The organism is Stenotrophomonas sp. YIM B06876 (genome assembly GCF_030711595.1).
GTDB lineage: Bacteria > Pseudomonadota > Gammaproteobacteria > Xanthomonadales > Xanthomonadaceae > Stenotrophomonas.
This window is the reverse complement of sequence record NZ_JAUJUJ010000023.1, coordinates 1-25,676: the sequence shown is the minus strand read 5'-3', so window position 1 is coordinate 25,676 and position 25,676 is coordinate 1. Positions and strand designations below refer to the sequence as shown.

The following is a 25,676-nucleotide window of genomic DNA, read 5'->3' as shown; positions in this document are numbered from 1 at the left end:
GGGTGGAAGCGTCGCCGCAGCGACGCTCCCGAACCTTCATCCGCGACCGGGCACCGGGAAGGTGCCCAGCCGTCTCGCTACGGCCGGATCAGCCTGCCAGCTTGGCGGCTTCGGTCAGCAGCGTCGAAGCCAGCGGGTTGGCGAATGCCAGCAGCAGGCCCACGGCGACCGAGATGATGAACGCGGCGTCGATCAGGCCGGCGGCGATGAACATGCGCACCTGCAGGACCGGGATCAGTTCCGGCTGGCGCGCGGCCGACTCGAGGAACTTACCGGACATGATGGCCAGACCCAGACCGGCGCCCAGCGCGGCCAGGCCGATCATCATGCCGACGGCGAGGGCGGTGGAGCTCTGAACTTGGGCGAGATTGGTCAGGACGGCGAAGTACATGGTTTTCTCCAGGAACTAATAGCTAAGGGTAATGAAACGGATGAAGGTTGAAACTGGTTTGAAGCGTTAACTCAGTGACTGTCTTCCGACAGGCTCAGGTACACGATGGACAGCATCATGAAGATGAACGCCTGCAGCGGAATCACCAGCAGGTGGAACAGCATCCAGCCCAGGCCGAACACGCCACCGGCTACGGCACCGAACAAACCGGCGCCGCCCAGCACCCAGATCAGCAGGAAGACGATTTCGCCGCCGAACATGTTGCCGAACAGTCGCATCGCCAACGAAACCGGCTTGCTCAGCCATTCGACGATGTTGAGAATCAGGTTGAACGGCCACATCCACTTGCCGAACGGGGCGGTCAGGAATTCCTTGATGAACCCGAGTACGCCCTTGGACTTCAGCGCGAAGAAGATCATCAGGAAGAACACACTGATCGACATGCCCAGGGTGGCATTGACGTCAGCGGTCGGGACCGGCTTCCACTCATGCACGCCGAACCACGACAGCGGAGTGGCGATGAAATCGGCCGGGATCAACTTGATCGAGTTCATCAAGAGGATCCAGAAGAAGATGGTGATCGCGATCGGCGTCACCAGCTTGCTGCGGCCATGGTAGGTGTCCTTGGCCTGGCGGTCGACGAACTCCAGGCAGATTTCGACAAACGCCTGCCACTTGCCCGGCACGCCGGCCGTGGCCTTGCGGGTCGCCACCCAGAAGGCGAACACCATCAGCAGCCCCATCAGGACCGCGGTGATGAACGTATCGACGTGGAGCGTCCAGAAACCACCGCCTTCACCGACCGGAGCGGTCAGGTTCTGCAGGTGATGCTGGATATAGGAGGTAGGGGTTAGTGCCTCGCCCGCCATGTGTCCGTAACCTTTATGAATTAGATCAACGCCTGGCCAAAGCCAGAACCTGGAACATCAGCCCCACCGCGATACCCGCCAGCAGAGCCAAAGGAGGAAGCCGCCACCAGACAAAGCCTGCAAACAGCACGACAATGACCAGCACCCACTTCAGCAAGACCGCCGTAATCAGGCGCATCATCGCAGAACCGGCAGCCTGAACGCCGCCACCGAGAGCCACTCTTGCGGCCAGCCAGCCGCCCAGCACCACTGCCAATCCCGACGCCGCGGCGCCGATCGCATGCCTTGGCCCCATATAGAGGAAGGCCAGAGCCAGGACAGCCACCGCGACCAGCGGATAGACCGCCGCACGCAGCATCAGTCGCCGACCCGAATCAACGGAGTTCAGCACGTGAATGTGTCCTGCTTGATGAAGGGGAGCTGAGCCGCGCCATGGCGCCTCGTCGAGCTACAGGATTATAGCAGGGGGACATTTTGCGAGACAACCGCCGCAGATTGCCGGTTCACATATGCAAGTACCTGCCAACTCTGGCTTTTCTCCATTGGGACCAGCTTCTTCGTACAAATTATTTCCGCACTGCAGCATCGGGAACTTTGAGCGGGAGCGCCGGTCACACTGTTCGCCTGCCGGCATTTCCTCGTCGATGCGCTTGGCAGGGCTTCAGCAAGGTGGCCCTGTCCGCCCTCGGCAGGGTCACCTTGCCTTCTCCGCCCGGCCAAGCGCCGGCTGATCAACCTGCAACGGCGGTACCCCGACACCGGCCGGGGCAACTTCGACGACTACAAGGGCGACCTGAGCCGGGCCAATGCCATCGTCGAGTACCGCTTCAGCGACACCTTCGGCATCTTCGCCGGCGATAACTGGTTCAAGCTTGATGCCGACAAAGAGCCACGGCGGCCGCATCGGCCTGAAGCAGGAATTCAAGGGCCCGGTGACCGGCGTCAGCGTCTCGTTCTGAGCCAGCAACAGCCTTCCACGAGAGTGGCAACCGGCCAGACCTGTTGCCGCTTTGTTTCAAGCCGCAGGGGCAATGCGCACTTTCCATTGGGCATAGGCGCCGGGCGCTGATCAGGTGGCGCCACGCGCAGCACCTGGACCCACCGGAAATTGGCCGGCAGTCGTCCATCTGCCACCCGTTCGCCGGACAGGCACCAAGTAAAAAAACCCCGGCATTGCCGGGGTTTTTGGTGAGCCGGTTACTTCTTCTTCGGCATGTAAAGATCGGTGATGGTGCCGTCGTAGATCTCCGCGGCCATCGCCACCGATTCACTCAGCGTCGGGTGGGCGTGGATGGTGTGGCCGATGTCTTCGGCTTCGGCGCCCATCTCGATGGCCAGGCCGATCTCGGCCAGCAGATCACCGGCATGCACGCCGACAATGGCGCCGCCGATCACCCGATGGGTCTGCTCGTCGAAGATCAGCTTGGTGAAGCCTTCGGTGCGGCCGATGCCGATCGCACGGCCACTGGCCGCCCACGGGAACTTGGCCACGCCGACCTTCAGGCCCTTGGCCTTGGCTTCGGTCTCGGTGACGCCGACCCAGGCGATTTCCGGGTTGGTGTAGGCCACCGACGGAATCACCCGCGCCACCCATTCCTTCTTCGCGCCGGCCGCCACTTCGGCCGCCAGCTTGCCCTCGTGTGTGGCCTTGTGCGCCAGCATCGGGTTGCCGACGATGTCGCCGATGGCGAAGATGTGCGGCACATTGGTGCGCATCTGCCGATCAACCGGAATGAAGCCGCGGTCGGTCACTTCCACGCCCGCCTTGTCGGCACCGATCTTGTTGCCGTTCGGCGCACGGCCGACCGCGACCAGCACGCGATCATAGCTGGCCGATTCCAGACCCGGCTTCTCGCCCTCCACCGCCGCTTCGAAGCTCACGGTGATGCCGCTGTCGTCGGCCTTGACCCCGGCCGCCCTGGTCTTCAGGTGCACGGTGATGCCCTGCTTCTTCAGGCGGTCGGCCAGCGGTTTGACCAGGTCCTTGTCGGCGCCCGGCATCAGCTGGTCCATGAATTCAACCACGGTCACCGCACTGCCCAGCGCGCCGTAGACGGTCGCCATTTCCAGGCCGATGATGCCGCCGCCCACGACCAGCAGCTTGGCCGGCACGTCGGCCAGCTCCAGCGCGTCGGTGGAATCCATCACCCGCTTGTCGTCCCACGGGAAGTTGGGCAGCTTCACCGCCTGCGAACCGGCGGCGATGATGCACTGCTCGAAGCGCAGCAGCTGGGTGGTGCCGTCGTCGCCGGTGATCTCCAGCTCGTGCGCCGAGACGAACCTGGCCAGCCCCGCCACGGTGCGCACCTTGCGCTGCTTGGCCATGCCGGCCAGGCCCTTGGTCAGCTGGCTGACAACCTTTTCCTTGTAGCCGCGCAGCTTGTCCAGGGTGATGGTCGGCTGGCCGAATTCGACACCGAAATCACCGGCGTGGGCGACCTCATCGATCACCGCGGCGGCATGCAGCAGCGCCTTGGAGGGAATGCAACCGACGTTGAGGCAGACGCCGCCGAGGCTGGCGTAACGCTCGACCAGGACGGTGTCCACGCCCAGATCGGCCGAACGGAACGCGGCGGTATAACCGCCCGGGCCGGCCCCCAGCACCACCATCGCGCATTCGATGTCGGGCTTGCCGCCGCTGGCCGGCAGCGCCTTGGCCGCCACTGCCGGGTCGGGCGCACGGTGCGACGGCGTCACCGGCGGCTTGCTGGCCGGAACCTCGACCTTGGGCGCCTCGGCCTTGGCCGGTGCCGCCGTGGCGCCGTCGGCTTCCAGCAGCACCACCACGTCGCCCTCGGACAGGTTGTCGCCGAGTTTGACCTTGATTTCCCTGACCACACCGGCCGCCGAGGCCGGCACTTCCAGCGTGGCCTTGTCCGATTCCAGCGTCACCAGCCCCTGATCCTTGACCACCGTATCGCCGACAGCCACCAGGATTTCGATCACCGGGATGTCGCGGTAGTCGCCGATATCCGGCACCTTGAGTTCAATTGCCGCCATTCGTGTTCTCCTCGCGCTCAGCCGGCAGTGCCGGCGAGCAGTTCCTGCAGTTTGTCCAGCGACTCTTCGAGGTCATTCCAACGACGGTCGCGCTTTTTTTCTTTGGTATCGGTGGCGCTGACCAGCAGGGCCGCCTGTTCCAGCATCAGCTTGCCGGCGCCGCAGCCCGGACGGGCGCCGCTGTAGCGCTTGCCATCCAGCTGGAACGACAGCACTTCGCCTTCCAGCACCGGCGCCTTCTGCGTGGCCGGCACGTCCTGTTCAAATGCCGCCTGCCAGGTCCGCACCAGACGCTGTGCCAGTGCCGCGGGCATCTGCACTTCGTCGCGTTGCGGCACCTGGTCCACGCGCAGCTCCAGGCCGCCCTTGCTGCTGCCGCTGTTCCAGTTGTAGACGCGCCTGTCGGCGACGGAGCGGCGTACCGTCCACTGGCTGCCGGCAGCGTTGGTGATCAATGACACGCCACTTTCAGCACCGCGCGCCGGCAACACCACCAGCGACAGTATCGGCGCCTGTGGCCCGTCAAACAGCCGCTCCACCGCTTCGCCGTAATTGCCGACCGCCGGCGGCCAGCCCTGCCCCAGCCCCATCGTGCATTCGCGCGCCGCCCACGCCGGGGCCGCCGGCACGGCCAGCAACAGCAGCGCCGCAACCGCGGCTCGGATCACAGCAGGATCCGGCGCATGTCGGCCAGCACCTGGGCCAGATAGGCGGTGAAACGGGCTGCGGCCGCGCCATCGATGACGCGGTGGTCGTAGCTCAGCGACAGCGGCAGCATCAGCTTCGGAGCGAACTCCCTGCCGTTCCACACCGGCTGCATCGACGATTTGGAGACGCCGAGGATGGCCACTTCCGGCGCGTTGACGATCGGCGTGAACGCAGTGCCGCCAATACCGCCCAGCGAGGAGATCGAGAAGCACCCGCCGGACATGTCGGCCGGACCAAGCTTGCCGTCGCGGGCCTTTTTGGCCAGTTCACCGGTTTCCTGCGCGATCTGGATCACGCCCTTCCTGTCGACATCGCGGATCACCGGCACCACCAGCCCGTTGGGCGTGTCGGCGGCAAACCCGATGTGGAAGTACTGCTTCAGCGTCAGGTTCTCGCCGCTGGCATCGAGCGAGGAATTGAAGGTCGGGAATTTCTTCAGCGCCGCGGCGCTGGCCTTGATCAGGAACGCGAGCATGGTCAGCTTGATGCCGGCCTTCTCGTTCTCCTTGTTCAGCGCCACGCGCAGCGCTTCCAGATCGGTGATGTCGGCCTGGTCGAACTGGGTGACGTGCGGAATCATCGCCCAGTTGCGGGCCAGGTTGGCGCCGGAGATCTTCTGGATGCGCGACAGCGGCTGGGTCTCGATTTCGCCGAACTTGGCAAAGTCCACCTTCGGCCACGGCAGCAGATTGAGGCCGCCCGCGGCCGCCCCTGCGCCACCGGCCACCGCCACGCCGCCACTGAGCGCGGCCTTGACGAACTTCTGCACGTCGTCGCGGGTGATGCGCCCGCCCTTCTCGGTGCCGCTGAGCTGGCCCAGGTCCACGCCCAGTTCGCGGGCAAACACGCGCACTGCCGGGCTGGCATACGGCACCTTGGCCGGCAGCACGCTGTCGGCGTTGAATTCAACCGGCGGGGTCGACGGCGGCCCGCCCGCGGGCAGCGCATCGGCCCGCTGGATCTCGCGCTGGGCCAGCTTGTCAGGCATCGCGGTGACGGCTACCGGCTCGACCTTGGTAGCGGTTTCGACCGCTTCCACCTTGGCCGGGGCCGCCGGAGCGGCGGCTGCGGCCGGCCTGGCCTCGGCTTCTGCCACTTCGATCAGCGCCACGACCTTGCCTTCACCAAGGTTGTCGCCCACCTTGACCTTGATCTCCTTGACCACGCCGGCATAGGCGCTGGGCACTTCCATCGTGGCCTTGTCCGACTCCAGTGTCACCAGTCCCTGGTCTTTTTTTACCGTATCGCCGACGGCGACCAGCACTTCGATCACCGGGATATCGCTGTAGTCACCGATATCGGGGACAAGTGCTTCCTTGATTTCGGCCATGGGGGTAACTCCAGCAACAGATGAGGGAAACGCCTATTGTGGCCGCACGGAGCCGCAGCGCCAACCGTTGCGGACCAATTGCATTGCGTCTGTCCCGGGACAGGGGGCGGCATCGGCTGCCGCTGCGGTGCCGGGTTGCCGGTGGCGTCGGTGGCGATGGCCGCCAGGCTGTCCCTGCTGTCCGTGGCAGCCACCGGTCGCTGACCGGCAATCAGCGCCGGACGTGCTGCTGCGCCAGCCACGGTTCAAGCCGGCGCCACTCCTGCAGCAGCCGCGGCAGCGACCAGGCTGCATTGGCCGGGCTGGTCGAGGGCAATGCCAGCACCGGCAAGCGCTGCGCGTGTGCGCACAGCAGTGGCTGCACGAAGCGTTTGAACGCGGCCGCGGCACTGGCGCCATTGCAGGCGATGCCGCGCAACTGTGGCAGGCCGGCGATCAAGGCCGGCAGCGGATTGGCCACTTCGCTGCCGCGCACGATGGCCGAATCCAGGCTGCCGCGGCGCTGGCACTGGCCGATCACATCCCACAACCCGGCGCCACATTCCTGCAATGCGGCCAGGCGTTGTGGATACGGCTGCCGCGGATCGAACCCGCCCAGTGTCGCCATCACCGGCCAGAAACGGTTGCGCGGATGGGCGTAATAGCGCGCGGCCTGCAGCGAGGCGATGCCCGGCATCGAGCCGAGCAGCAGCACCCGGCAATCCGCATTCACCTGCGCCGGCAGACCCCGCACGACAGAATCGGTCATCACACCTCCCACAACATCGTGAACACCCGTTTTTTCCTCATTGCCGTCGCGGCAGCCTTTGCCACGGACTTGCTGAACATTCGCCGCCAGCCTCCGGATCGCGTCGGAAAGGATTCATGTTGCGATCGCTACGTTGACCGCGCCCCGATCGAGGGCCTTCAGAACAAATTGAGGAGATTCCCATGCGATCCATTCATGCCCTGAGTCTGGCCACTGTGGCGGCACTGGCCATTGCTCCTTCCGCCTTTGCGCAGGACGCCGCCGATACCGCGTCGGGCAAGCACTTTGCGGTAGTGGGCGGCGCGGCTCTTCTCGAGCCCAAGGGCAGTCCTGCCGACGGCGTCAACGTGGATGGCGGTCCGGCACCCACCCTGAGCGCCAGCTATTACTTCAACGACAATTTCGCCATCGAGCTGTGGGGCGCGGCCGACAAATTCAACCATCGGGTGCGGGCCGATGGCCTGGGCAAGGTCGGCACGGTCGAGCAGCAGCCGCTGGCACTCAGCGGCCAGTACCACTTCGGTGCAGCCGACAACGTGTTCCGGCCGTTCGTCGGCGTGGGCTACTACGAGTCCAACTTCAGCAACGAGAAGATCGATGGCCTGGCGGGCAGCGGCGAGCACGTGGCGCTGGATACCGCCAAGGGTGCGATCGGCACCGTCGGTGTGGATATGAACATCAACTCCACCTGGTTTGCCCGTGCCGATGCGCGCTACATGCATTCGCGTCCGGAAGTGACGGTGGCCGGCAGTGGCACCGGCCAGGAACTGAAGCTGGACCCGTGGACGGTCGGCTTCGGCATCGGCGCCCGCTTCTAAGCGCCCTGCCCTGCATCAGGGCGCACGCCCGCTACACCGCTGACACCCCGCGGCCCCCCGGACGGGGCCGCGCCGGTGTCAGCGGTCCCGTCCTCGCTGCTCCACTGCAGTGCGCGATAGTCGAATCCGGGGGTGAGCCGCGGCTTGATGATGTCGAAGAACGGCGACACGTCGAAATCGCGCGGGGTGTAGAGGCTGTAGTGGCGGATATGCAGGATCTCCTCGCGCTGGTGATGGCCGCCGGTATGCACCTGCACGGTTTCGATCTCCGGCAGGATCGGATAGCGGATCGCCTCGAACGCCTGCGCCAGCAGCGTCGAACAGATGGCCCTAGTCGGCTCGCCACTGCCCAGGGCGATCAGGCGCCGGCGCATATGCCCCGGCACCGGCGGTTCGCGGATCAGATAACGGGCCAGATCGACCACGTTCTTCAGGTCATACCGGTAGCCCACGCGCGTGCACATGTAGTCCACCAGCGCATCAATGGCGGCCTCGTCGAGCCCGCGCGGCCGACAGATCCGCGAATGCTCATGGACAAAGCTGCTCAACGGGGCGATGCGCACGCCCTGGATCACATCGACATCGGCCAGCAGCGGCTGCATCCTGCCGCCCGCGGGAAACGGATGCTCGCCGATATACAGCGCCGCATGCGACCAGGTGGACTGGGTCATGTACTTGATGGCGGTGGAAAAACGGCTGTTGCCCTCCACCAGCAACACATCGCCGCGCCGCAGCGTCCCCGCCAGCAGGCCGGCATCGATGGTGGAAGGCCGGGTGTGGCGGGGCCGCTCCTGTGCCAGGAAGCGCGCCAGCCGGTGTCCGAAAAACTGCAGCAAACCCATCGCTGTGCTGCTCCGTGTCCGCCCGCCACCTGGTACGGCCAGGCCCCGCGAAAATCCGCCGCGCATCCATCCCGGTATGGCCGGGCAACAGCGCCGCCGGTGCCAGCACACCGCTGTGGTGCAAGGCCGCTGCCAGCGGCGCGGAAGCTCCCTGCGCCAGCGTCAGCCATCTCTGTACCAGACCGGCGACCACGCCCGCCAGTCCCCGCGCAGTCAACGCCAGTTCCCGTCCCATGCCCGGGTATGAAAACAGCGCGCCTGGGGTGGCGTCAAAACGGGACGGCGCATCAGTCGATGCGCCGACCGCGACGCCGGATCAACAGCGGCGCGACCCGCACCAAGAGTGCCGGCAACGCCGTCGAGACCCGCATCTGCCACGGGGTGAGCCGCAGCCGCCACGGCTGCGCCGGGCGCCGCGCCCTGCCGCCGCGGCAGCGCTGTCACTGCGCCAGTGGCCAGCGGCATCGACGCGTATCCCGCTCAGAACGCCGGCAGCACCGCGCCCTTGTACTTCTGCGCGATGAAGGCTTTCACTTCCGGCCCGGTCAGCGCCTTGGCCAGCTTCTGCACGCGCGGGTCGTCCCGGTTGTCCGGGCGGCCGACGAGGAAGTTCACGTATGGCGAATCGCTGCTCTCGATCGCCAGCGCGTCGCGGGTCGGATTGAGCCCGGCATCGAGCGCGTAGTTGGTATTGATCAGCGCCAGATCGACCTGGTCGAGCACCCGCGGCAGCATCGCCGAATCGAGCTCGCGGAATTTCAGGTGCCTGGGGTTCTCGATGATGTCGCGCTGGGTGGACAGCGCGTTGCTCGGGTCCTTCAGTTTGATCACCCCGGCCTTGTCGAGCAGGAGCAGCGCGCGGCTGTTGTTGCTCGGATCGTTGGGAATCACCACATCGGCGCCGTCGGGCAGGTCGGCCAGCGACTTGTAGCGGTGCGAATACGCACCGAACGGCTCGATGTGCACCCCGACAATGGTCACCAGGCCGGTCTTGCGGTCGCGGTTGTAGGCGTCCAGGTAGGGCTCGGTCTGGAAGTAGTTCACGTCCACCTGTTTCTGCACCAGCTGGTCGTTCGGTTGCACGTAGTCGTTGAACACGCGCACCTCCAGCGTCACGCCTTCCTTGGCCAGGATCGGCTTGACCACCTGCAGGATCTCGGCGTGCGGCACCGCCGTCGCGGCGACCACCAGCCTGGAGTCATCGGCGGCCGGTTTGCCGCAGGCGCCCAGCGCCAGGGCGACGGCGAGCAACGGGAAGGCGAGAAGCTTTTTCATCGGGGAGGAAATCCTGTGGGGTTGGAACGGCGACGGCACCCACCGTAGCAGGCACGGGCGCTGGCGGGCGTCGACTGCGGGGCCTATTTGCGGCTGTAGTGCGCCACCAGCCGGTCACCGAGCATCTGCAGCAGCTGCACCAGAACCAGCAGCACCACCACCGTGACCAGCGCGACATCGGTATGCGAGCGCTGGTAGCCGTCGCGGAAGGCCAGATCGCCCAGGCCACCGGAACCGATCGCACCGCCCATCGCGGTGAAGCCGATCAGCGCGATGGTGGTGACGGGGGCGCCGGCAATCAGCCCCGGCCGCGCTTCGGGCAGCAACACGCGGATCACCAGCTGCCAGGTGGTCGCGCCCATTGCCTGGGTCGCTTCGATCACGCCGCGGTCCACCTCGCGCAGCGCGGTTTCCACCAGCCGCGCGTAGAACGGCGCCGCGCCCATCACCAGCGGCAGGATCGCGCCGCGCACGCCCAGCGAGGTACCCATCAAGCCCAGCGTGACCGGGATCAGCACGATCATCAGGATGATGAAAGGTATCGAGCGCAGCAGGTTCACTCCCAGCGCCAGGGCGCCATACAGCACCGGTTTGCGGTGCAGCTGCGGCGAGCCGGTGAGAAACAGCAGCACCCCCAGCGGCAGGCCGATGGCCATGGTCAACGGCAGCGAGCCGGCCAGCATCAGCAGGGTGTCGATGCTGGCCTGGCCGATATCGGCCCATTTGCCGGCATCCAGATGGCGGAAGAATCCGCTGGCGGCAGCGAGGATCATCGGCGCAGCTCCTGCACGTGCACGCCGGCGGCGACAAAGCCGGCCAGGGCGGCCTCGTGGTTGCCGCCCACCAGCGACACCGTCAGCTGGCCGTACGGGGTTTCCTTGATGCGGTCGATACGGCCGGACAGGATGTTGTAATCGACCCCGGTCTCGCGCGCGATGCGGCCCAGCAGCGGCTCGTAGGTGTCATTGCCGAGGAAGGTCAGGCGCACGATGCGGCCGCCGACCGAGGCGAAATCCCTATGCAGCTCGCCCTCGTCGACATGTTCGGACTCGGAGACGAAACGGCGGGTGGTCGGGTGCTGCGGATGCAGGAACACGTCGGTCACCGCACCCATCTCCACCATGTGCCCGGCATCGAGCACCGCGACGCGGTCGCAGACGCGGCGGATCACGTCCATCTCGTGGGTGATCAGCACGATGGTCAGGCCCAGCTCGCGGTTGATCTTGCCCAGCAGCGCCAGCACCGAGGCGGTGGTCTGCGGATCCAGCGCACTGGTGGCCTCATCGCACAACAGGATCTGCGGGCGCGTGGCCAGCGCGCGGGCGATGCCGACGCGCTGCTTCTGGCCGCCGGACAGCTGCGCCGGATATTTGCCGGCATGGTCTTCCAGACCCACGGTGTGCAGCAGCTCGGCCACCCGCGCATCGATCTGCGCGCGCGCGGTGCCGGCCAGCTCCAGCGGGAAGGCGACATTGCCGGCCACGGTGCGTGCCGACAGCAGGTTGAAGTGCTGGAAGATCATGCCGATCCGGCGCCGCAGCGCGCGCAGGCCTTCGGCATCGAGCGCGGTCACATCCTCGCCGTCGATCAGCAGGCGCCCGCCACTGGCCTGCTCCAGCCGGTTGATCAGCCGGATCAGGGTCGATTTGCCGGCGCCGGAATGGCCGATGATGCCGAACACCTCACCGGCGTTGACCGTCAGTTCGAGCGGATGCAGCGCGACAATGGCGCGGCCGGCCACGGCATAGGATTTGTGCAGACGCTGGAACTCGATCACTGCGTGGTGGACCCGGGGCTAGGACAAGGGGGCGTGAAGCCTACCAGTGCCGGCCGGAGCGCGCCCGCCACTGCGGCCAGAATCATATTCCTTTTGCTTCTAAGCCGGCCCCGCGCCGCGCTGACCGGCTCACGGATGGTCCAACGGCTGCATGTGGCGCGTGCGCGTCACCCGCTCGCGGTGCAGCAGGTACAGGCCGCTGGCGACGATGATCGCCGCCCCCACCCAGGTCATACGGTCGGGCAGCACCTGCCACAGCAGCAGATCCCAGCCGATCACCCACACCAGCCCGGTGTATTCCAGCGGCGCGATCAGCGATGCCTGGCCCAGCTGGAAGGCGCGGGTCAGCGCAATCTGCCCCAGTGCCCCGGCCAGGCCCATGCCGGCGATCAGCGCGGCGTGGCGCAGCTGCAGGGGCCGCCATTCCGGCCACGCCATCAGCCCCGCGCCCAGCGCCAGCAGCAACAGGAACCACACCACCATCGATTGCGGGGTATCGGTGCGGGTCAGCAGGCTGACGGTGACCGCGGCCACCGCGTAGGCCGTGGCGGCCAGCAGCACCATCAATCCGGGAAACGAAACCAGCCCGCCCACGCCCGGCCGCAACACCACCAGCACCCCGACCAGGCCGATGCCGATGGCAACCCAGCGCCGTGGCCCGACGTGTTCGCCCAGCAACGGCACCGACAGCGCGGCCACCAGCAGTGGCGCCACAAAATAGATGGTGTAGGCCGTGGACAGCGGCAATTCGCGCAACGCATAGACGAAGCAGGCGATCATCACGATGCCGAGCAGGCCGCGCAGCAGGTGCAGGCCCCAGCGCACCGGAACCAGCGAACGCGGCCCCGCGGTGGCCAGCACCCACACCAGCACGAATGGCAGCGAGGCGGCGCCGCGCAGCACGGTCACCTGCAAGGCGGGGTAATGCGCCGACAGCAGTTTCATGCCGGCATCCATCAGCGAAAAGGACGCGACCGCGGCAAGCATCCAGACGATGGCGCGCGCGGGGGAAGAATGGGCAGTCATGGCCGCCATTATCCGCCCTCCGCGGGCGGCGGCGGGGCTGGAAGCACCGCCAAAGCGCGATTCCAGGGTTGCGGCCAGATTCGACACAGCGCTCCGGCGGTGGCCGCGGATCGGGCCTTGGCCCGCACTTGCCTGCCCGGCCGGCGAAAGCGCTGCGGTGATGGCCTGCGCACCGCGCCGCGGCACGCGCCTCCGCGCCGGAGATACCGCGACGCCCCGTTCGTGGGCCGCTCCGGCCTGGCGCACCCGGCCAACCCGTCCCCGGCGCGGCCGTGGTCCCGGCATTGGCCTAAAATGGGGGCCGTTTTCCAACAGGAGCCGCTTCATGCCCTCTTTTGACGTCGTTTCCGAAGTCGACAAGCACGAGCTGACCAATGCCATCGACCAGGCCAACCGCGAGCTGTCCACCCGCTTCGATTTCAAGGGCGTGGACGCCAGGTTCGAGCAGGACGACCAGGTCATCAACCTGTCCGCGCCCAGCGACTTCCAGCTCAAGCAGATGACCGACATCCTCAATGCGCGCCTGGCCGCCCGCGGCATCGACTTCCGCTGCCTGGAATCGGGCGAGGTGGAAACCAACCTGGCCGGCGCCCGGCAGAAGGTGACCGTCAAGCAGGGCATCGAGCAGAAAGTGGCCAAGCAGATCGCCGCGAAGATCAAGGAAGCCAAGCTCAAGGTCGACACCCAGATCAACGGCGACAAGCTGCGCGTGACCGGCAAGAAGCGCGACGACCTGCAGGATGCGATCGCGCTGCTGAAGAAGGCCGAGTTCGAAGTGCCGCTGCAGTTCGACAACTTCCGTGACTGACGCCTCGCCACTGCCGGCCGGCCGCCCCGATCCGATCGCGCTCACCCGTCGCTGGGTGGAAAAGGCGGTGATCGGCCTGAACCTGTGCCCGTTCGCCAAGGCGGTCTACGTCAAGGACCAGGTGCGCTTCGTGCTCAGCGATGCCACCACGCCCGAGGCGCTGCTGGAAGAACTGGCCGAGGAGCTGGTGCTGCTGCGCGACACCCCGGCCGCGCAGATCGACACCACGCTGATCGTGCACCCGGACGTGTTGACCGACTTCCTCGATTACAACGACTTCCTGGAAAACGCCGACGCCGCGGTGGAAGCGCTGGACCTGCAGGGCATCCTGCAGGTGGCCAGCTTCCACCCGGACTACCAGTTCGCCGGCGCGGCGGCCGATGACGTGTCCAACTACACCAACCGCTCGCCTTATCCGACCCTGCACCTGTTGCGCGAGGACAGCGTGGAGCGCGCGGTGGCCGCGTTCCCGGACCCGGACGTGATCGTCGAGCGCAACATCGAGACACTGGACAGGCTCGGCGTGGACGGCTGGAACAGGTTGCTGGGCGAGGACTGAATCGTTCTGGTGCCGGGGAACGTCCGGCACCCTGCCCGGCCGCGGGCGCGGATAGCAGGCACAGCCCGGGGCGGCGGGGTGGCTCCAGCACCCCGACGACCGCCGCTGGCGGCCACTACCGCCAGCGGCGGTCGTCGGGTCACGCGTCGTGTCCGAACAACGTCTTCAGGTCGGCCTCGTGCAACTGCCGCCACTGCCCCGACGCCAGATCCCCCAATTCCAGCCCGCCCACCCGGCAGCGGTGCAGCGCCTGCACGTGGTTGCCGACCGCGGCGAACATGCGCCGCACCTGGTGGTACCGGCCTTCATGCAGGGTCAGCCGGGCGCGGCGCGGCGACAGCACCTCCAGCTCGGCCGGCAACAGCGGCTTGTCGTCCGATTCGAGCAGCAGCGTGCCGCTGGCGAAGCGCGCCGCCTCGTCACCGCGCAGGTCCTGCGCCAGCTCGGCCTCGTAGACCTTGTCCAGGCGCGACTTGGGCGACACGATCCGGTGCAGCAACGCGCCGTCATCGGTCATCAGCAACAGGCCGCTGGTGTCGCGGTCCAGCCGCCCCACCGGCGACAGCAACGGCGAGCGGTCGCGGAAACGCTCCGGCAGCAGCTCATAGATCAGGCGGCCGACATCCTTGGTCGAACAGGTATAGCCGGCCGGCTTGTGCAGCAGGAGGGTCAGCCCCGGCGGCGGGTCCAGCGGCTGGCCATCGATCCGGATCGCCTCGTGCGCGGGCTTGTCGTCGGCGTACAGCACCTCGCCGTCGGCATCGGTGATGCGCCCCTCGCGGAACATCGCCGTGACCTGCTTGCGGCTGCCGTAGCCCAGGTTGGCGATGTGCTTGACCAGCTTCATGCACGGCCGCCGGTGCGGACGTGCGCACGTGCCCGGGTGGCGGCAATCACCTTGAAGCCGTCGCGCTCGGCCGCCACGCGGATCTCGCCGAAGCTCTCATTGAGGATCTGTTCGTATGGCAGGTGGCGGTTGGCCACCAGGAACAGTTTCCCGCCCGGGCGCAGCGCCTGCGCGGCCACGGCGATGAAGCGCTGGCCGATATCCGGACGGTCCGCGCGCGAGGGGGTGTGGAACGGCGGGTTGCTGACGATGAAGTCGAAGCGGCCATCGATGCCGGTGGTGACATCGTGCCAGTGGAAATGCAGCGCCGCCTTGCTGCCGGTGTCGCGCAGGTTGCGCCGGGCCAGCGCCAGCGCGCGGCCCTCGGCTTCGTACAGGTCCAGCGCGGTCACCCCCGGGCAGCGGGCCAGCACTTCGGCCGACAGGTAGCCGAAGCCGGCGCCCAGATCGGCTCCGTGGCCCCCCAGGTCGGCCGGCAGCTGGTCCACCAGCAGCGCGGAGGCCGGATCGATGCGGTCCCAGGCAAACACGCCCGGACGGCTGTGGAAGCGGCCGTCGAGGATCGGCCGCGGCGCATCCAGCATCGCCCAGCGCTGGCGCAGGGCTTCATCGTGGTTGCCCTGCAGCGGCACGGTCCAGTAGGCGCGGCAGTGGTTCTTGGTCAGCTTGCCGCCCAGAGCCACCAGCTGTTGCAGGTCGCCTTCGCCCGAGCGCGCGCCTTCGTTGTTGGACTGGCAGGCCACGACGATGCCACCGGGCGCCGCCAGCGCCAGGGCGCGGGCGAACAGCGCACGGGCTTCCTCCCGCTGCCGCGGCGGCAATACCAGCACCAGCGCATAGCGGGTCGCATCGGCGTCTATTTCATCTTCGCTGCGGACGGTGCCGCCAGCACGCTCGATCGCCTCGGCAAACGGGCGGAAGCTCTGTTCGCACACCAGCGGGCCGGCGCCGGCATGCGCACGCAGCGGCGCGCCGTCGCGGGCGCGCAGGAACAGCACCGGTCCCTGCGGCCAGCGCAACGCTCCATTGGAGAACGGAAGGAACAGGGTTTCCAGGGGAGCATCGTGCAAGGCAGCCATCGCCGGGTCTTTCCAGTACAGGGCCGGTCATTCTAACGGTGCCGCCGTTGCCGGCCGCATCCCCGGCGTCGGTGAACGGGTCTACCGGTGCCGCGCCGGCCCGGGTCCCGCTCATTCGCTCCGCGGCGGCAGTTCGTTGATCTCGCGGATCGTATCCAGCCAGATCAGGTGCTGCTGCGCCGGCCGTTCGAGGTCATCCAGGCGCACCATCGCGTTGACCCCGGACTGCTCGGTGTGGTCGTGGAACTGCTGCAACGCCGGCTGCACCGAGACCGTTCCCGAGACCCGGCTGTCATCCTCCAGCACCAGCTGCACCCGCGCTTCCCCCGGCAACCGGGTGATCAGCGATTCCAGCACCGCGATGCGTGACTGGTCCACGTAGACATGCGGGGCGTAACGGGCCATGGGTCGCTCCTGTTGGAAGTGGCAGCCTCGCCCGTTCAGCGTGAAATCGCCGGCAAGACCGGGCTGGCTGCGGCAATGCGCGCCACGGATCGCGGCCACCAGCTGGGCCAGACTGTAGGGCTTGGCCAGGTGGCCCTGGAAGCCGGCCTGCAGCGCGCGCCGCCGATCGTCGGTACGGGCCAGCGCCGTAACCGCCACCGCCGGCAGGACCGTCGGCGCGATGCCCATGTTCTCGCGCAGGGTGCGCAACAGTCCGTAGCCATCCATACCGGGCATGCCGATATCGCTGAGCAGCAGATCGAATGACTGGCAGCCTTCGGCGGCCAGCAGCTCCAGCGCCTCGGCGGCCGAATCGACCGCCACCACGTCGGCGCCCTGCTGTTCCAGCAGCCGGCACAGGTAGCCACGCATGTCCGGCTGGTCTTCCACCGCCAGCAGGCGCAGCCCGCGCAGCGCATCCGGCTCGATCACCTGCTCGGCAATCGGTCCCTGCTGCACCTCGCGCCGCGGCCGTCCAGGCGCTTCCTGCTGATACGCCGCCAGCCGCACGGCGAACGTCGCCCCCAGGCCCTTGCCCGGGCTGCTGGCCGTCACCGTGCCGCCGTGCAGCTCCACCAGCTGCTGCACGATCGCCAGGCCCAGCCCGAGCCCGCCATGCCGGCGGGTGGTGGTGCCGTCGGCCTGGGTGAAGCGACTGAACAGATGGCTGAGGAAACCCGCTTCGATGCCATCGCCGTTGTCACGCACCTGCACCAGGTAATGCCCCTCATCCAGCCGCAACTCCACTTCGATCCGGCCGCCGGCAGGGGTGAACTTGATCGCATTGGCGACCAGGTTCCACAGCACCTGCTGCAGCCGGGTGGCATCGCCGAGTACCAGACACGGCGTGTCGGGAATCTGCAATTGCAGCGTCTGCGCCTTCTCCGCGGCCGCCAGTTCCTGGCCGCGCACGGCCTCGCGCACCTGCTCGGCCAGATCCAGCGTCTCCACCTCCAGCTGCACCTTGCCCAGCAGCATGCTGCTCAGGTCGAGCATGTCCGAGATCAGGCGTTTCTGCGCCATCGCACTGGCCGCAATCACACTCAACCCCTTGCGCATCGGGTGGTCGTCCTCCATCCGCTGCAGCAGCAACTCGCTCCACCCGAGAATCGTGGTCAGCGGAGTGCGCAACTCGTGCGACAGCGTGGCCAGGAATTCGTCCTTCAGCTTGGCAGTGCCCTCGGCCGCGTTGCGCGCACTGCGCTCGGCTTGCAACAGCTGCTCGCGTGCCATTTCGATTTCACGGCGCTCGGTTACATCGGGGCTGTTGCCGGCCAGGCCCACGAAACGGCCATCGGCGGCGAACCGCGGCACGGCATTCATCTCCAGCCAACGCCATTTCCCGTCGTGCCGCCGCGCCCGCGCCAGCAGCTGGATTTCGCGCTTCTCCTTCAGGCCGCCGCGCAACGCGTATTCGAACGCCGGCAGGTCGCCGGGATGCAGCACCTGCTGCCACCAGCGCTGCTCGAAACACTCCACGCTGCCGCCGAAAAATTCGCCGAACGCGCTGTTGACGAAGCGGGTCTGGCCCAGGTCATCCAGTACCCAGACCGGCATCGGCATGCCGTCGGCCAACGCGCTGAAGCGCGCCTCGCTCTCGGCCAGTTCGGTTTCCACCAGCTTGCGCTGGGTGATATCGAAGAACATCACCGCTACCCGATGCTGGCGCGGGTCGCCGATGCGCACCGCATCCACCGAGTACCAGCGCCCCAGCGCATGCGCTTCGCGCTCGAATTGCAGGCTCACCCCTTCACTGGCCACCCGGCCGTACAAGCGGTACCAGTAGTCCTCGTGATGGGCCGACAGTTCGCGCATGCGTTTGCCGCGGGCGTTGACCAGGCCGGTGCTGCGTTCAAAGGCGTGGTTGACTTCGATGAAGCGGTAATCGACGGCGTTGCCCTCTTCAAACAGCACTTCGATCACGCAGAAGCCGGCACCGATGCCGTCAAACACCTCCCGATACAGCGGACGCTCTTCCTGCGGGCAGTGCGGTGGCGCGGCAGGCGAGCGCGAATCGGTGTCAACAGAGGTCATGGCAGCAATCAATCCCGGCCGGAAGCGGCCTTTCAACATCTTGTGAAGGACGTCGGCAACGCGTCAAGCGGCGCCTTGTGAAGGCTGAATCGTGCGCAACTCGATCGCGCGCGCGCGCCTGCGCGGTTGTCCGCCGCCGCCAACAGGACCAGACTGGAGTCCTCTTCCCCACCGGAGGCTGCAATGAAAACCTGGACCCTTGCCGGACTTGGGCTGGCTTGCCTGTTGGCGATCGGCGGCGCCGACGCCAAGCCGCGCAACGTGACCGATCCGGATGTCCCGCGCGCCGTGCTCGGCAATGGCCCGGTGCAGGTGCAATGGACCGATCCGGCGCAGTTCAGCGAATTGCGCCAGAGTACCAACCGCTTCGAGGCACAGCGTGGCGACTGGGTCACCCAGCTGGCCGAATACCTGCAAAAGTCGGCCACCCGGCAATTGCCGAAAGGACAGCGACTGGACGTGACCATCACCGACATCAAACGTGCCGGTGATTTCGAACCGTGGCGCGGACCCAACCTGACCGATGTGCGCTTCATGCGCGACATCTATCCGCCGCGCATCACCCTGCGGTTCAAGCTCACCGACGCCAACGACCAGGTGATCAGCCAGGGCGAGCGCACGCTTTCCGACATGGCGTACCTGATGAACAGTGGCCTGCGCAACGACACCGATCCGCTGCGTTACGAAAAGCGCTTGCTGGATGACTGGCTGCGCAGCGAGCTGCGCCTGGAACGGGCCAATACCGGGCAATGAAGCGGCGACAGGCCGCGGGCCAGATCACCGCGCCACGCACTGGACACCGGCCGGGCCGCGACGCGACCCGGCCTTTTCATAGCGGCAGATACACCCGTGCGGCGCGTTTGAGGCTGCACGGCAGCCGGTAGGCACTGGTGCCGCAGCGTGGCGCCAGTTCGGAAATGGTGGGCGCCGTGCCCCACAGCGTCACCACGCTGCCATGTCCGGCGTGCGGATGGTCGGTCAGGTCCACGGTCAGCATGTCCATCGACACCCGCCCGATCAGCTCGCCGGGCACGCCGTCGATCAGCACCGGGGTGCCATTGGGCGCGAACTGCGGATAGCCATCGGCATAGCCCATCGCCACCACGCCGACCCGGGTGGAGCGCGTGGCGACAAAACGCGCGCCGTAGCCCAGCGGCTCGCCCACGGCCAGCTCACGCACCGCGATCACCTGCGATTGCAGCGTCATCACCGGGCGCAATTGGCAGGCATGGGGACTGGCTTGCGGATACAGCGGATCGGCCCCGTAGAGCATCAGCCCCGGGCGTACCCAGTCGCTGTGCAGCTGCGGCCAGCCGAGCAGCGCCGGCGAATTGCACAGGCTGGTTTCGCCCGCCAGACCGGCGCAGGCCTGTTCAAACAGTGCGACCTGTTCGGCGGTGCGGCCACAGTCCAGTTCATCGGCGCGCGCGAAGTGGGTCATCAGCACCATCGGCCCGACCTGCGGCAACGCGCTCAGCTGCGCATGCGCGGCCCGGAACTCGTCTGCCGACAGCCCGAGCCGGTGCATGCCGCTGTCCAGCTTCAGCCAGATCCGCAGCGTCGCCGTGGTGGAGAACGCGGCCACCGCCTCGACCTGCCAGGGCGAAGCCACCGCGGTCCACAGGTCATGTTCGACCACCAGCGCCAGCTCGGCCGCGTCGAAGAAGCCTTCCATCAACAGGATCGGGGCGCGGATGCCGGCCGCGCGCAGCTCCAGCGCTTCCTCGATACAGGCCACACCGAAGCCGTCGGCCTCCGCTTCCAGCGCGCGTGCGCAGGCCACCGCGCCGTGGCCATAGGCATCGGCCTTGACCACGGCCAGCGCCTTGCCCCCACCCAGCCGACGGGCCAGGCGGTAGTTGTGGCGCAACGCGTCCAGGTCGATCAACGCGCGGGCTGGGCGCATGGCAGCTGCTCGCGGTGGGAAGCGGTACGGGTGTGGCCGGGGTAACGGAAGATGTCCAGCCCTTCGGGGCTGATCTGCGGCTGCTTCTGGCTCATCAGGTCGGCCAGATAGCGGCCCGAACCGGCGGCCATGGTCCAGCCCAGCGTGCCGTGGCCGGTGTTGAGAAACAGGTTGCGATAGGGCGTGGCGCCAATCACCGGCGTGCCATCGGGGGTGGCCGGGCGCAGCCCGGTCCAGAATTCGGCGCGCGACAGATCGCCGCCGTGCGGATACAGATCGTTGACCACTTTTTCCAGCGTGGCCCGGCGCCTGGGCGCCAGCGACAGGTCGAACCCGGACAGTTCGGCCATGCCGCCGACGCGGATGCGGTCTTCGAAACGGGTCACCGCGACCTTGTAACTCTCATCGAGGATGGTCGAGGTCGGTGCCATCGCCGGATCGGTGATCGGCAGCGTCAGCGAATAGCCCTTGAGCGGGTATACCGGCAGGTGCATGCCCAGCGGTGCCAGCAGCTGCGAGGAATAGCTGCCCAGTGCGACCACGTAGTGATCGGCGGTTTCCAGCCGGCCATTGACGCGCACCCCGGTGATGCGGCCGCCATCGCCCTGCAGCGCGGAAATGTCCTGGCCGTAGCGGAACTCGACGCCGGCCGCGGCGGCCATCAGCGCCAGCTTGGCGGTGAACAGCTGGCAGTCGCCGGTCTGGTCTTCGGGCAGCCGCAGCGCGCCGACCAGACTGTCGGCCTTGCCGGCCAGTGCCGGCTCGACACGGATGATACCGGCGCGGTCTAGCACCTCATACGGCACGCCGTACTGCGCCAGCACTTCGATATCCTGCGCGGCGGCGTCCAGCTGCTGCTGGGTGCGGAACAACTGGGTGGTGCCGAGCTGGCGGCCTTCGTAATCGATGCCGGTCTGGGCACGCAGCTCGTTGATGCAGTCGCGGCTGTAGTCGGACACCCGGACCATGCGCGCCTTGTTGATGGCGTAGCGCTCGGCCGTGCAGTTGCGCAGCATCTGCCACAGCCAGCGGTACTGCTGCAGGTCGGCGGTCGGGCGGATCGCCAGCGGCGCATGCGCCTCGAACAGCCACTTGATCGCCTTGAGCGGCACGCCCGGGGCGGCCCACGGCGAGGTATAGCCGAACGAGAGCTGGCCGGCATTGGCGAAGCTGGTTTCCAGTGCCGGGCCGGGCTGGCGGTCGATGACCGTCACCTCGAACCCCGCCTGTCGCAGGTACCAGGCACTGGTGGTGCCAATCACGCCGCTGCCAAGGATCAGAACACGCATCATCCACTCCGGACCGGATCATTCCCTGCCTGGAAAGCGACAGGAGCCATAAACGGCGCAGTATAGTCACCCCGGATCAGTGTTTTTTCCTGTTTTTAGTTGTCAAAACAGGATAATTTGCCGACACACCCCTGCCAGCCAGACTCCCATGCCCACCCGCAGCCGCGAACTGGACAAGATCGACCGCAAGATCCTGCGCATCCTGCAGCTCGAGGGGCGTATTTCCTTCACCGAACTGGGCGAGCGCGTGGGCCTGTCCACCACCCCGTGCACCGAACGGGTGCGACGGCTGGAGCGCGAAGGCGCCATCACCGGCTACTACGCGCGGCTGGACCCGCACTACCTCAAGGCGAGCCTGCTGGTGTTCGTGGAAATCAGCCTGGCCTACAAGTCCGGCGACATCTTCGAGGAATTCCGCCGCGCGGCATTGCGCCTGCCCAACGTGCTCGAATGTCATCTGGTGTCCGGGGACTTCGACTATCTGATCAAGGCCCGCATCAGCGAGATGGCGTCCTACCGCAAGTTGCTCGGCAGCACCCTGCTGACGCTGCCCCATGTGCGCGAGTCCAAGAGCTATATCGTGATGGAAGAGGTCAAGGAAACGCTGTCGCTGCCCATTCCCGATTGAGTCCACCGGGTCGCACATACGCCGGAGGCGGCACGCCAGGCGCACCGCCTCCGGAAATAATGCCGCGCGCGATCAGCGCTGCTGCTTCATATGCTCATTCGGGTCCGGCTTCTTGCCACCCTTCTGATGCGGTTCTTCGGGTTGTTGCTGGCTGTGTTGCCGCCCCTGTTGGCTGTGTTCCTGACTACCGCTTTTTTGCGGGCTGCGAGTGGGTGACTGGTTCTGTTGGTTAGCCATTTCTGCACTCTTTTCAGATGTGGGAAGTGCGCTTTTTGCCTTGTCACGCGGCATTCCGGCGCAGGGACAGCCTCTGCCAAAAACGGTTAACCACACGCGAAGTTGCGGTAATTCCAGCGGTCATAACGCTGACTGCGATCGTTGCGTTCTTAACTGTTCAGACGCCGCGCGGAGTCACGGCACGATGCGTTGGCCATCGCCACTGGGCACGGTGCTGTAGTAGCGCCCGCTGCCGGTATCGAGCACCCGGCCGGGTCCCGCCGGCTTCATGCCCATCAGCACCCGCCCCCGGGCGTCATAGACGCGCAATGGCGTCACCGGTTTTACCGGCAGTTGCGGCGTGGAGACCCCCGTGCTGGAGACGGGGTGCTCGGCCAGCCGATCACGCAGGCGGGCATCATCGACTTGCCCTGCATTGACCGGCGAGGATGGCAACGCGGGGCGGCTGCCCACCGGACGGGTCGCTGTGGGCGCGGTGGGAGGTACGATCTGGGCGGCCCCCGCCACCGGCAGCAGGACCAGCAGCAGTCCGGCGATTTGGTGCAATGAACGGTGCATGGCGATCTCCCGGATCAGGTGACGGCACCAACCTGCGCCGCGGCCACTGTAAGCGTGGTGAATGCTGGCCACGCGGCAGTGGGCATGCCGGCCAGCGCGGCACTACCATGGCGATGATCGGCCACCGTTGCGCCCTCCTCCTTCCCCCGCTGCGAGCCCCTGCCATGACCGCTTTTGATCTCTCCGCGCCTTCGCCCGCGCAGCGCGACGCCCTGATCGCCGGCCTGAGCGCCGACGAACAGCGCGTGCTGCTGCATCACGGCACCGAAGCGCCGTTCTGCGGCGCCTTCCTGGACAACAAGCGCGACGGCGTCTATTGCTGCCGGCTGTGCGGGCTGCCGCTGTTCCGTTCCAGCACCAAGTTCGACTCGGGCACCGGCTGGCCCAGTTTCTTCGCGCCCTACGCCGCGGCGCACGTGCGTGAGATCCGCGACCTGAGCCACGGCATGGTCCGCACTGAAGTGGTCTGCGCCCGCTGCGACAGCCACCTGGGCCATGTGTTTCCGGATGGCCCGCCGCCGAGCTTCGAGCGCCACTGCCTGAACTCGGTCGCGCTGTCGTTCACCGCCAACGGCGAACCGTATCCGGATCCGTTGCACCGCGGTGGCGCCGAAGCACAGGCGGCGGCCTGAACCGCACCGGGCCGCCGCGCGCGGCCCCTTCAGATCCAGCGGCCGGTGCCGACAACGGAAGATATCCCGTCCTTCGCGCCCGCTCCCATGCTCATCCTTGTCGGCCTGCTCATCGTCATCTTCAGCGTGCTCGGCGGCTACCTCGGCGCGCATGGCAGGCTGGGCGCCCTGTGGCAGCCCTACGAGCTGGTCATCATCGGTGGCGCGGCCCTGGGCGCGTTCCTGATCGGCACTCCGCTCAAGACCGTCAAACAGACGCTCAAGGCGGTGGTCGGCACCTTCAAGGGGCCGCGCTACGGCAGGCAGGATTATCTGGATGTGCTGAGCCTGCTCTACGAACTGCTCCACAAGGCGCGCCGCGAAGGCTTCATGTCGCTGGAAGAACATGTGGAAAACCCGGGCGAAAGCGCGATCTTTGCCAACTACCCGAAAGTCCGCGCCGATCACCACCTGATCGAGTTCATCACCGACTGCCTGCGCCTGATGATCGGCAGCAACATCGAACCGCATGAGCTGGAACCGCTGCTGGAGCTGGAGCTGGACAAGCACCATCACGAGGTGCTGCAGCCGGCGCATGTGCTGAACAAGGTAGCCGATGGCCTGCCCGGGTTCGGCATCGTCGCCGCGGTATTGGGCATCGTCATCACCATGGGCTCGATCGGTGGCGACATCAAGGAAGTCGGCGGCCACGTCGCCGGTGCGCTGGTCGGCACCTTCCTTGGCATCCTGCTCGGCTATGGTTTTGTCGGCCCGCTGGCCGCGGCGGTGGAAGCCCGCGCCGAACAGGACGCGCGCATCTACGAGTCGGTGAAGACCGCACTGCTGGCCTGCCTGCGCGGTTACAACCCGAAGATCGCCCTGGAATTCGCGCGCAAGACCGTGCCCTCGTCGCTGCGCCCGGGCTTCAGTGAATTCGAACAGCACCTGAAGTCGGTCAAATAGGCCCGGCCCGATGAGCGAAACCAGACCGACGGTGATCGTGCGCCGGGTGAAGAAGGTCCAGCGTGGCGGCCATCATGGCGGCTCATGGAAGGTGGCCTACGCCGATTTCGTCACCGCGATGATGGCGTTCTTCCTGGTGCTGTGGCTGCTGGCCACCACCAGCAAGCCGGAGCGTGCGGCCATTTCCGAATATTTCCGCAATCCCAGCCCGCTCACCGGCAGCAGTCCGGTCGCGGCGCCGGGCATGGCCGGCCCGGGCGGCGCCAGCACCTCGATGATCAAACTCGGCGGCACCACCGACCTGTCGCGCGGCACCGGTGATGCCCCGTTCGAGCAGCAGGCCAAGGCCAGCGCCGAGGCCGAAGAACGCCAGCGCGAGCAGCAGCGGCTGGAAACGCTGATGCAGGATCTGCGCGAGGCGATCAGCAAGAGCCAGGCGCTGGAGCCGTTCAAGGACCAGCTGCTGTTGGATATCACCCCGGAAGGGTTGCGCATCCAGATCGTGGACCAGCAGAACCGGCCGATGTTCGATATGGGCAGCGCGCGGCTGATGCCGTACACGCGCGCCATCCTGTTCGAGCTATCGCAGTTCATCAACCAGGTACCGAACCACATCAGCCTCACCGGCCATACCGACACCACCGCCTATGCCGGCAGCCACGGTTACAGCAACTGGGAGCTGAGCGCGGACCGCGCCAATGCGGCGCGGCGCACGCTGCTGGAAGGCGGCATGGCCGAGGCCAAGGTGTCGCGCGTGGTCGGGCTGTCCTCCTCGGTCTTGTTCGACAAGCAGAATCCGCAGAATCCGGTCAACCGCCGCATCAGCATCGTGGTGATGACCCGCGACGCCGAAGCCGCCGCGCTGGCCGATACCGGCACCCTGCCGCTGCCGCTGCGCGCCCCGCTGCCGCCCACTGCGGGGGCAGCCG

At 66.9% G+C, this 25,676-nt stretch carries 26 protein-coding genes and 3 pseudogenes; 9 read left to right on the top strand and 20 right to left on the bottom strand.

Translation table 11 applies throughout. The features are described 5' to 3' along the window. Positions 1 to 88: 88 nt before the first annotated feature. The 3 genes from atpE to QZH66_RS10320 form a co-directional block, all read right to left on the bottom strand. On the bottom strand, positions 89 to 391 hold the full coding sequence (gene atpE, locus QZH66_RS10330) for a F0F1 ATP synthase subunit C (RefSeq protein ID WP_305805856.1): 303 nt from the start codon (positions 389 to 391) through the stop codon (positions 89 to 91). A 71-nt stretch (positions 392 to 462) separates the two neighbouring features. Then, complete coding sequence (gene atpB / locus QZH66_RS10325; protein WP_305805855.1) at positions 463 to 1,260, bottom strand: F0F1 ATP synthase subunit A; 798 nt, start codon at positions 1,258 to 1,260, stop codon at positions 463 to 465. A gap of 25 nt (positions 1,261 to 1,285) precedes the next feature. Continuing rightward, complete coding sequence (locus QZH66_RS10320; RefSeq protein WP_305805854.1) at positions 1,286 to 1,651, bottom strand: ATP synthase subunit I; 366 nt, start codon at positions 1,649 to 1,651, stop codon at positions 1,286 to 1,288. A gap of 318 nt (positions 1,652 to 1,969) precedes the next feature. Here QZH66_RS10320 and QZH66_RS10315 point away from each other — a divergent pair. Further along, a pseudogene (locus QZH66_RS10315) lies at positions 1,970 to 2,219 on the top strand (hypothetical protein); the annotation flags it as partial. A 238-nt stretch (positions 2,220 to 2,457) separates the two neighbouring features. On the opposite strand, the gene lpdA reads toward QZH66_RS10315, so the two are convergent. The 4 genes from lpdA to QZH66_RS10295 form a co-directional block, all read right to left on the bottom strand. After that, positions 2,458 to 4,260, bottom strand: coding sequence for a dihydrolipoyl dehydrogenase (lpdA, locus tag QZH66_RS10310; RefSeq protein WP_305805853.1), 1,803 nt, complete (start codon positions 4,258 to 4,260; stop codon positions 2,458 to 2,460). 17 nt (positions 4,261 to 4,277) lie between these two features. Further along, positions 4,278 to 4,925, bottom strand: a complete 648-nt coding sequence (locus QZH66_RS10305) for a hypothetical protein (RefSeq protein WP_305805880.1) — start codon at positions 4,923 to 4,925, stop codon at positions 4,278 to 4,280. Then, positions 4,925 to 6,298, bottom strand: coding sequence for a dihydrolipoyllysine-residue acetyltransferase (gene aceF, locus QZH66_RS10300; protein ID WP_305805852.1), 1,374 nt, complete (start codon positions 6,296 to 6,298; stop codon positions 4,925 to 4,927). The genes QZH66_RS10305 and aceF overlap by 1 nt, the downstream gene beginning before the upstream one ends. A gap of 211 nt (positions 6,299 to 6,509) precedes the next feature. Further along, positions 6,510 to 7,046, bottom strand: coding sequence for a DNA-deoxyinosine glycosylase (locus tag QZH66_RS10295; protein WP_305805851.1), 537 nt, complete (start codon positions 7,044 to 7,046; stop codon positions 6,510 to 6,512). 182 nt (positions 7,047 to 7,228) lie between these two features. Between QZH66_RS10295 and QZH66_RS10290 the strand changes: the two genes are divergently transcribed. Next, the gene (locus QZH66_RS10290) at positions 7,229 to 7,864 is read left to right on the top strand and encodes an OmpW family outer membrane protein (RefSeq protein ID WP_305805850.1); all 636 of its coding nucleotides are present in this window, start codon (positions 7,229 to 7,231) and stop codon (positions 7,862 to 7,864) included. Here QZH66_RS10290 and QZH66_RS10285 read toward each other — a convergent pair. The 5 genes from QZH66_RS10285 to QZH66_RS10265 form a co-directional block, all read right to left on the bottom strand. Continuing rightward, positions 7,861 to 8,706 (bottom strand): YiiX/YebB-like N1pC/P60 family cysteine hydrolase, encoded by an 846-nt coding sequence (locus tag QZH66_RS10285; RefSeq protein WP_305805849.1) that lies wholly within the window; start codon positions 8,704 to 8,706, stop codon positions 7,861 to 7,863. The genes QZH66_RS10290 and QZH66_RS10285 overlap by 4 nt on opposite strands. Positions 8,707 to 9,186: 480 nt before the next feature. Then, entirely contained in the window at positions 9,187 to 9,981 is a 795-nt protein-coding gene (locus QZH66_RS10280) for a MetQ/NlpA family ABC transporter substrate-binding protein (RefSeq protein WP_305805848.1), read from the bottom strand. Positions 9,982 to 10,064: 83 nt separating this feature from the next. Further along, positions 10,065 to 10,754 (bottom strand): methionine ABC transporter permease, encoded by a 690-nt coding sequence (locus QZH66_RS10275; RefSeq protein WP_305805847.1) that lies wholly within the window; start codon positions 10,752 to 10,754, stop codon positions 10,065 to 10,067. Further along, complete coding sequence (locus tag QZH66_RS10270; protein ID WP_305805846.1) at positions 10,751 to 11,758, bottom strand: methionine ABC transporter ATP-binding protein; 1,008 nt, start codon at positions 11,756 to 11,758, stop codon at positions 10,751 to 10,753. Before QZH66_RS10270 ends, QZH66_RS10275 begins: the two co-directional genes overlap by 4 nt. Before the next feature lie 129 nt (positions 11,759 to 11,887). Beyond that, on the bottom strand, positions 11,888 to 12,784 hold the full coding sequence (locus QZH66_RS10265; RefSeq protein ID WP_305805845.1) for a DMT family transporter: 897 nt from the start codon (positions 12,782 to 12,784) through the stop codon (positions 11,888 to 11,890). Between the two features lie 325 nt (positions 12,785 to 13,109). Here QZH66_RS10265 and QZH66_RS10260 point away from each other — a divergent pair, with 325 nt between their 5' ends. After that, positions 13,110 to 13,592 carry a YajQ family cyclic di-GMP-binding protein gene (locus QZH66_RS10260; RefSeq protein WP_305805844.1) on the top strand — a complete coding sequence of 161 codons (483 nt, stop codon included), beginning with the start codon at positions 13,110 to 13,112 and terminating at the stop codon, positions 13,590 to 13,592. Next, complete coding sequence (locus QZH66_RS10255) at positions 13,585 to 14,151, top strand: DUF1415 domain-containing protein (protein WP_305805843.1); 567 nt, start codon at positions 13,585 to 13,587, stop codon at positions 14,149 to 14,151. Before QZH66_RS10260 ends, QZH66_RS10255 begins: the two co-directional genes overlap by 8 nt. Before the next feature lie 139 nt (positions 14,152 to 14,290). On the opposite strand, the gene QZH66_RS10250 is transcribed toward QZH66_RS10255, so the two are convergent. The 4 genes and pseudogenes from QZH66_RS10250 to QZH66_RS10235 all read right to left on the bottom strand — a co-directional run. Further along, positions 14,291 to 14,998, bottom strand: a complete 708-nt coding sequence (locus QZH66_RS10250; protein WP_305805842.1) for a 16S rRNA pseudouridine(516) synthase — start codon at positions 14,996 to 14,998, stop codon at positions 14,291 to 14,293. Next, complete coding sequence (locus QZH66_RS10245) at positions 14,995 to 16,077, bottom strand: class I SAM-dependent methyltransferase (protein WP_305805841.1); 1,083 nt, start codon at positions 16,075 to 16,077, stop codon at positions 14,995 to 14,997. Before QZH66_RS10245 ends, QZH66_RS10250 begins: the two co-directional genes overlap by 4 nt. A 111-nt stretch (positions 16,078 to 16,188) precedes the next feature. Then, positions 16,189 to 16,470: pseudogene (locus QZH66_RS10240) on the bottom strand (DUF3247 family protein); the annotation flags it as partial. Between the two features lie 90 nt (positions 16,471 to 16,560). After that, positions 16,561 to 18,486: pseudogene (locus tag QZH66_RS10235) on the bottom strand (ATP-binding protein); the annotation flags it as partial. A 252-nt stretch (positions 18,487 to 18,738) separates the two neighbouring features. On the opposite strand from QZH66_RS10235, the gene QZH66_RS10230 reads away from it, so the two are divergent. Then, positions 18,739 to 19,308 carry a DUF3016 domain-containing protein gene (locus QZH66_RS10230; RefSeq protein ID WP_305805840.1) on the top strand — a complete coding sequence of 190 codons (570 nt, stop codon included), beginning with the start codon at positions 18,739 to 18,741 and terminating at the stop codon, positions 19,306 to 19,308. A 76-nt stretch (positions 19,309 to 19,384) separates the two neighbouring features. Here the strand turns inward: QZH66_RS10230 and alr are convergent, their stop codons facing one another. Then, the gene (alr, locus tag QZH66_RS10225; RefSeq protein ID WP_305805839.1) at positions 19,385 to 20,461 is read right to left on the bottom strand and encodes an alanine racemase; all 1,077 of its coding nucleotides are present in this window, start codon (positions 20,459 to 20,461) and stop codon (positions 19,385 to 19,387) included. Then, positions 20,440 to 21,750, bottom strand: coding sequence for a D-amino acid dehydrogenase (locus tag QZH66_RS10220; protein ID WP_305805838.1), 1,311 nt, complete (start codon positions 21,748 to 21,750; stop codon positions 20,440 to 20,442). The genes alr and QZH66_RS10220 overlap by 22 nt, the downstream gene beginning before the upstream one ends. 148 nt (positions 21,751 to 21,898) lie before the next feature. Between QZH66_RS10220 and QZH66_RS10215 the strand changes: the two genes are divergently transcribed. After that, positions 21,899 to 22,378: an Lrp/AsnC ligand binding domain-containing protein gene (locus tag QZH66_RS10215; protein WP_305805837.1), complete on the top strand. Its 480-nt coding sequence runs from the start codon at positions 21,899 to 21,901 to the stop codon at positions 22,376 to 22,378. A 72-nt stretch (positions 22,379 to 22,450) separates the two neighbouring features. On the opposite strand, the gene QZH66_RS10210 is transcribed toward QZH66_RS10215, so the two are convergent. Together QZH66_RS10210 and QZH66_RS10205 are read right to left on the bottom strand one after the other, a co-directional pair. Then, positions 22,451 to 22,669, bottom strand: a complete 219-nt coding sequence (locus QZH66_RS10210) for a lana protein (RefSeq protein WP_305805836.1) — start codon at positions 22,667 to 22,669, stop codon at positions 22,451 to 22,453. A 120-nt stretch (positions 22,670 to 22,789) separates the two neighbouring features. After that, positions 22,790 to 23,173, bottom strand: coding sequence for a classical arabinogalactan protein 4 (locus QZH66_RS10205; protein ID WP_305805835.1), 384 nt, complete (start codon positions 23,171 to 23,173; stop codon positions 22,790 to 22,792). 164 nt (positions 23,174 to 23,337) lie between these two features. Between QZH66_RS10205 and msrB the strand changes: the two genes are divergently transcribed. From msrB to motB, 3 genes are all read left to right on the top strand, one after another. After that, positions 23,338 to 23,805, top strand: coding sequence for a peptide-methionine (R)-S-oxide reductase MsrB (gene msrB, locus QZH66_RS10200; protein ID WP_305805834.1), 468 nt, complete (start codon positions 23,338 to 23,340; stop codon positions 23,803 to 23,805). 87 nt (positions 23,806 to 23,892) lie between these two features. Next, positions 23,893 to 24,747 carry a flagellar motor stator protein MotA gene (motA, locus tag QZH66_RS10195; protein WP_305805833.1) on the top strand — a complete coding sequence of 285 codons (855 nt, stop codon included), beginning with the start codon at positions 23,893 to 23,895 and terminating at the stop codon, positions 24,745 to 24,747. A 10-nt stretch (positions 24,748 to 24,757) separates the two neighbouring features. Further along, the coding region (motB, locus tag QZH66_RS10190; RefSeq protein ID WP_305805832.1) for a flagellar motor protein MotB at positions 24,758 to 25,676 on the top strand (919 nt) is incomplete at its 3' end.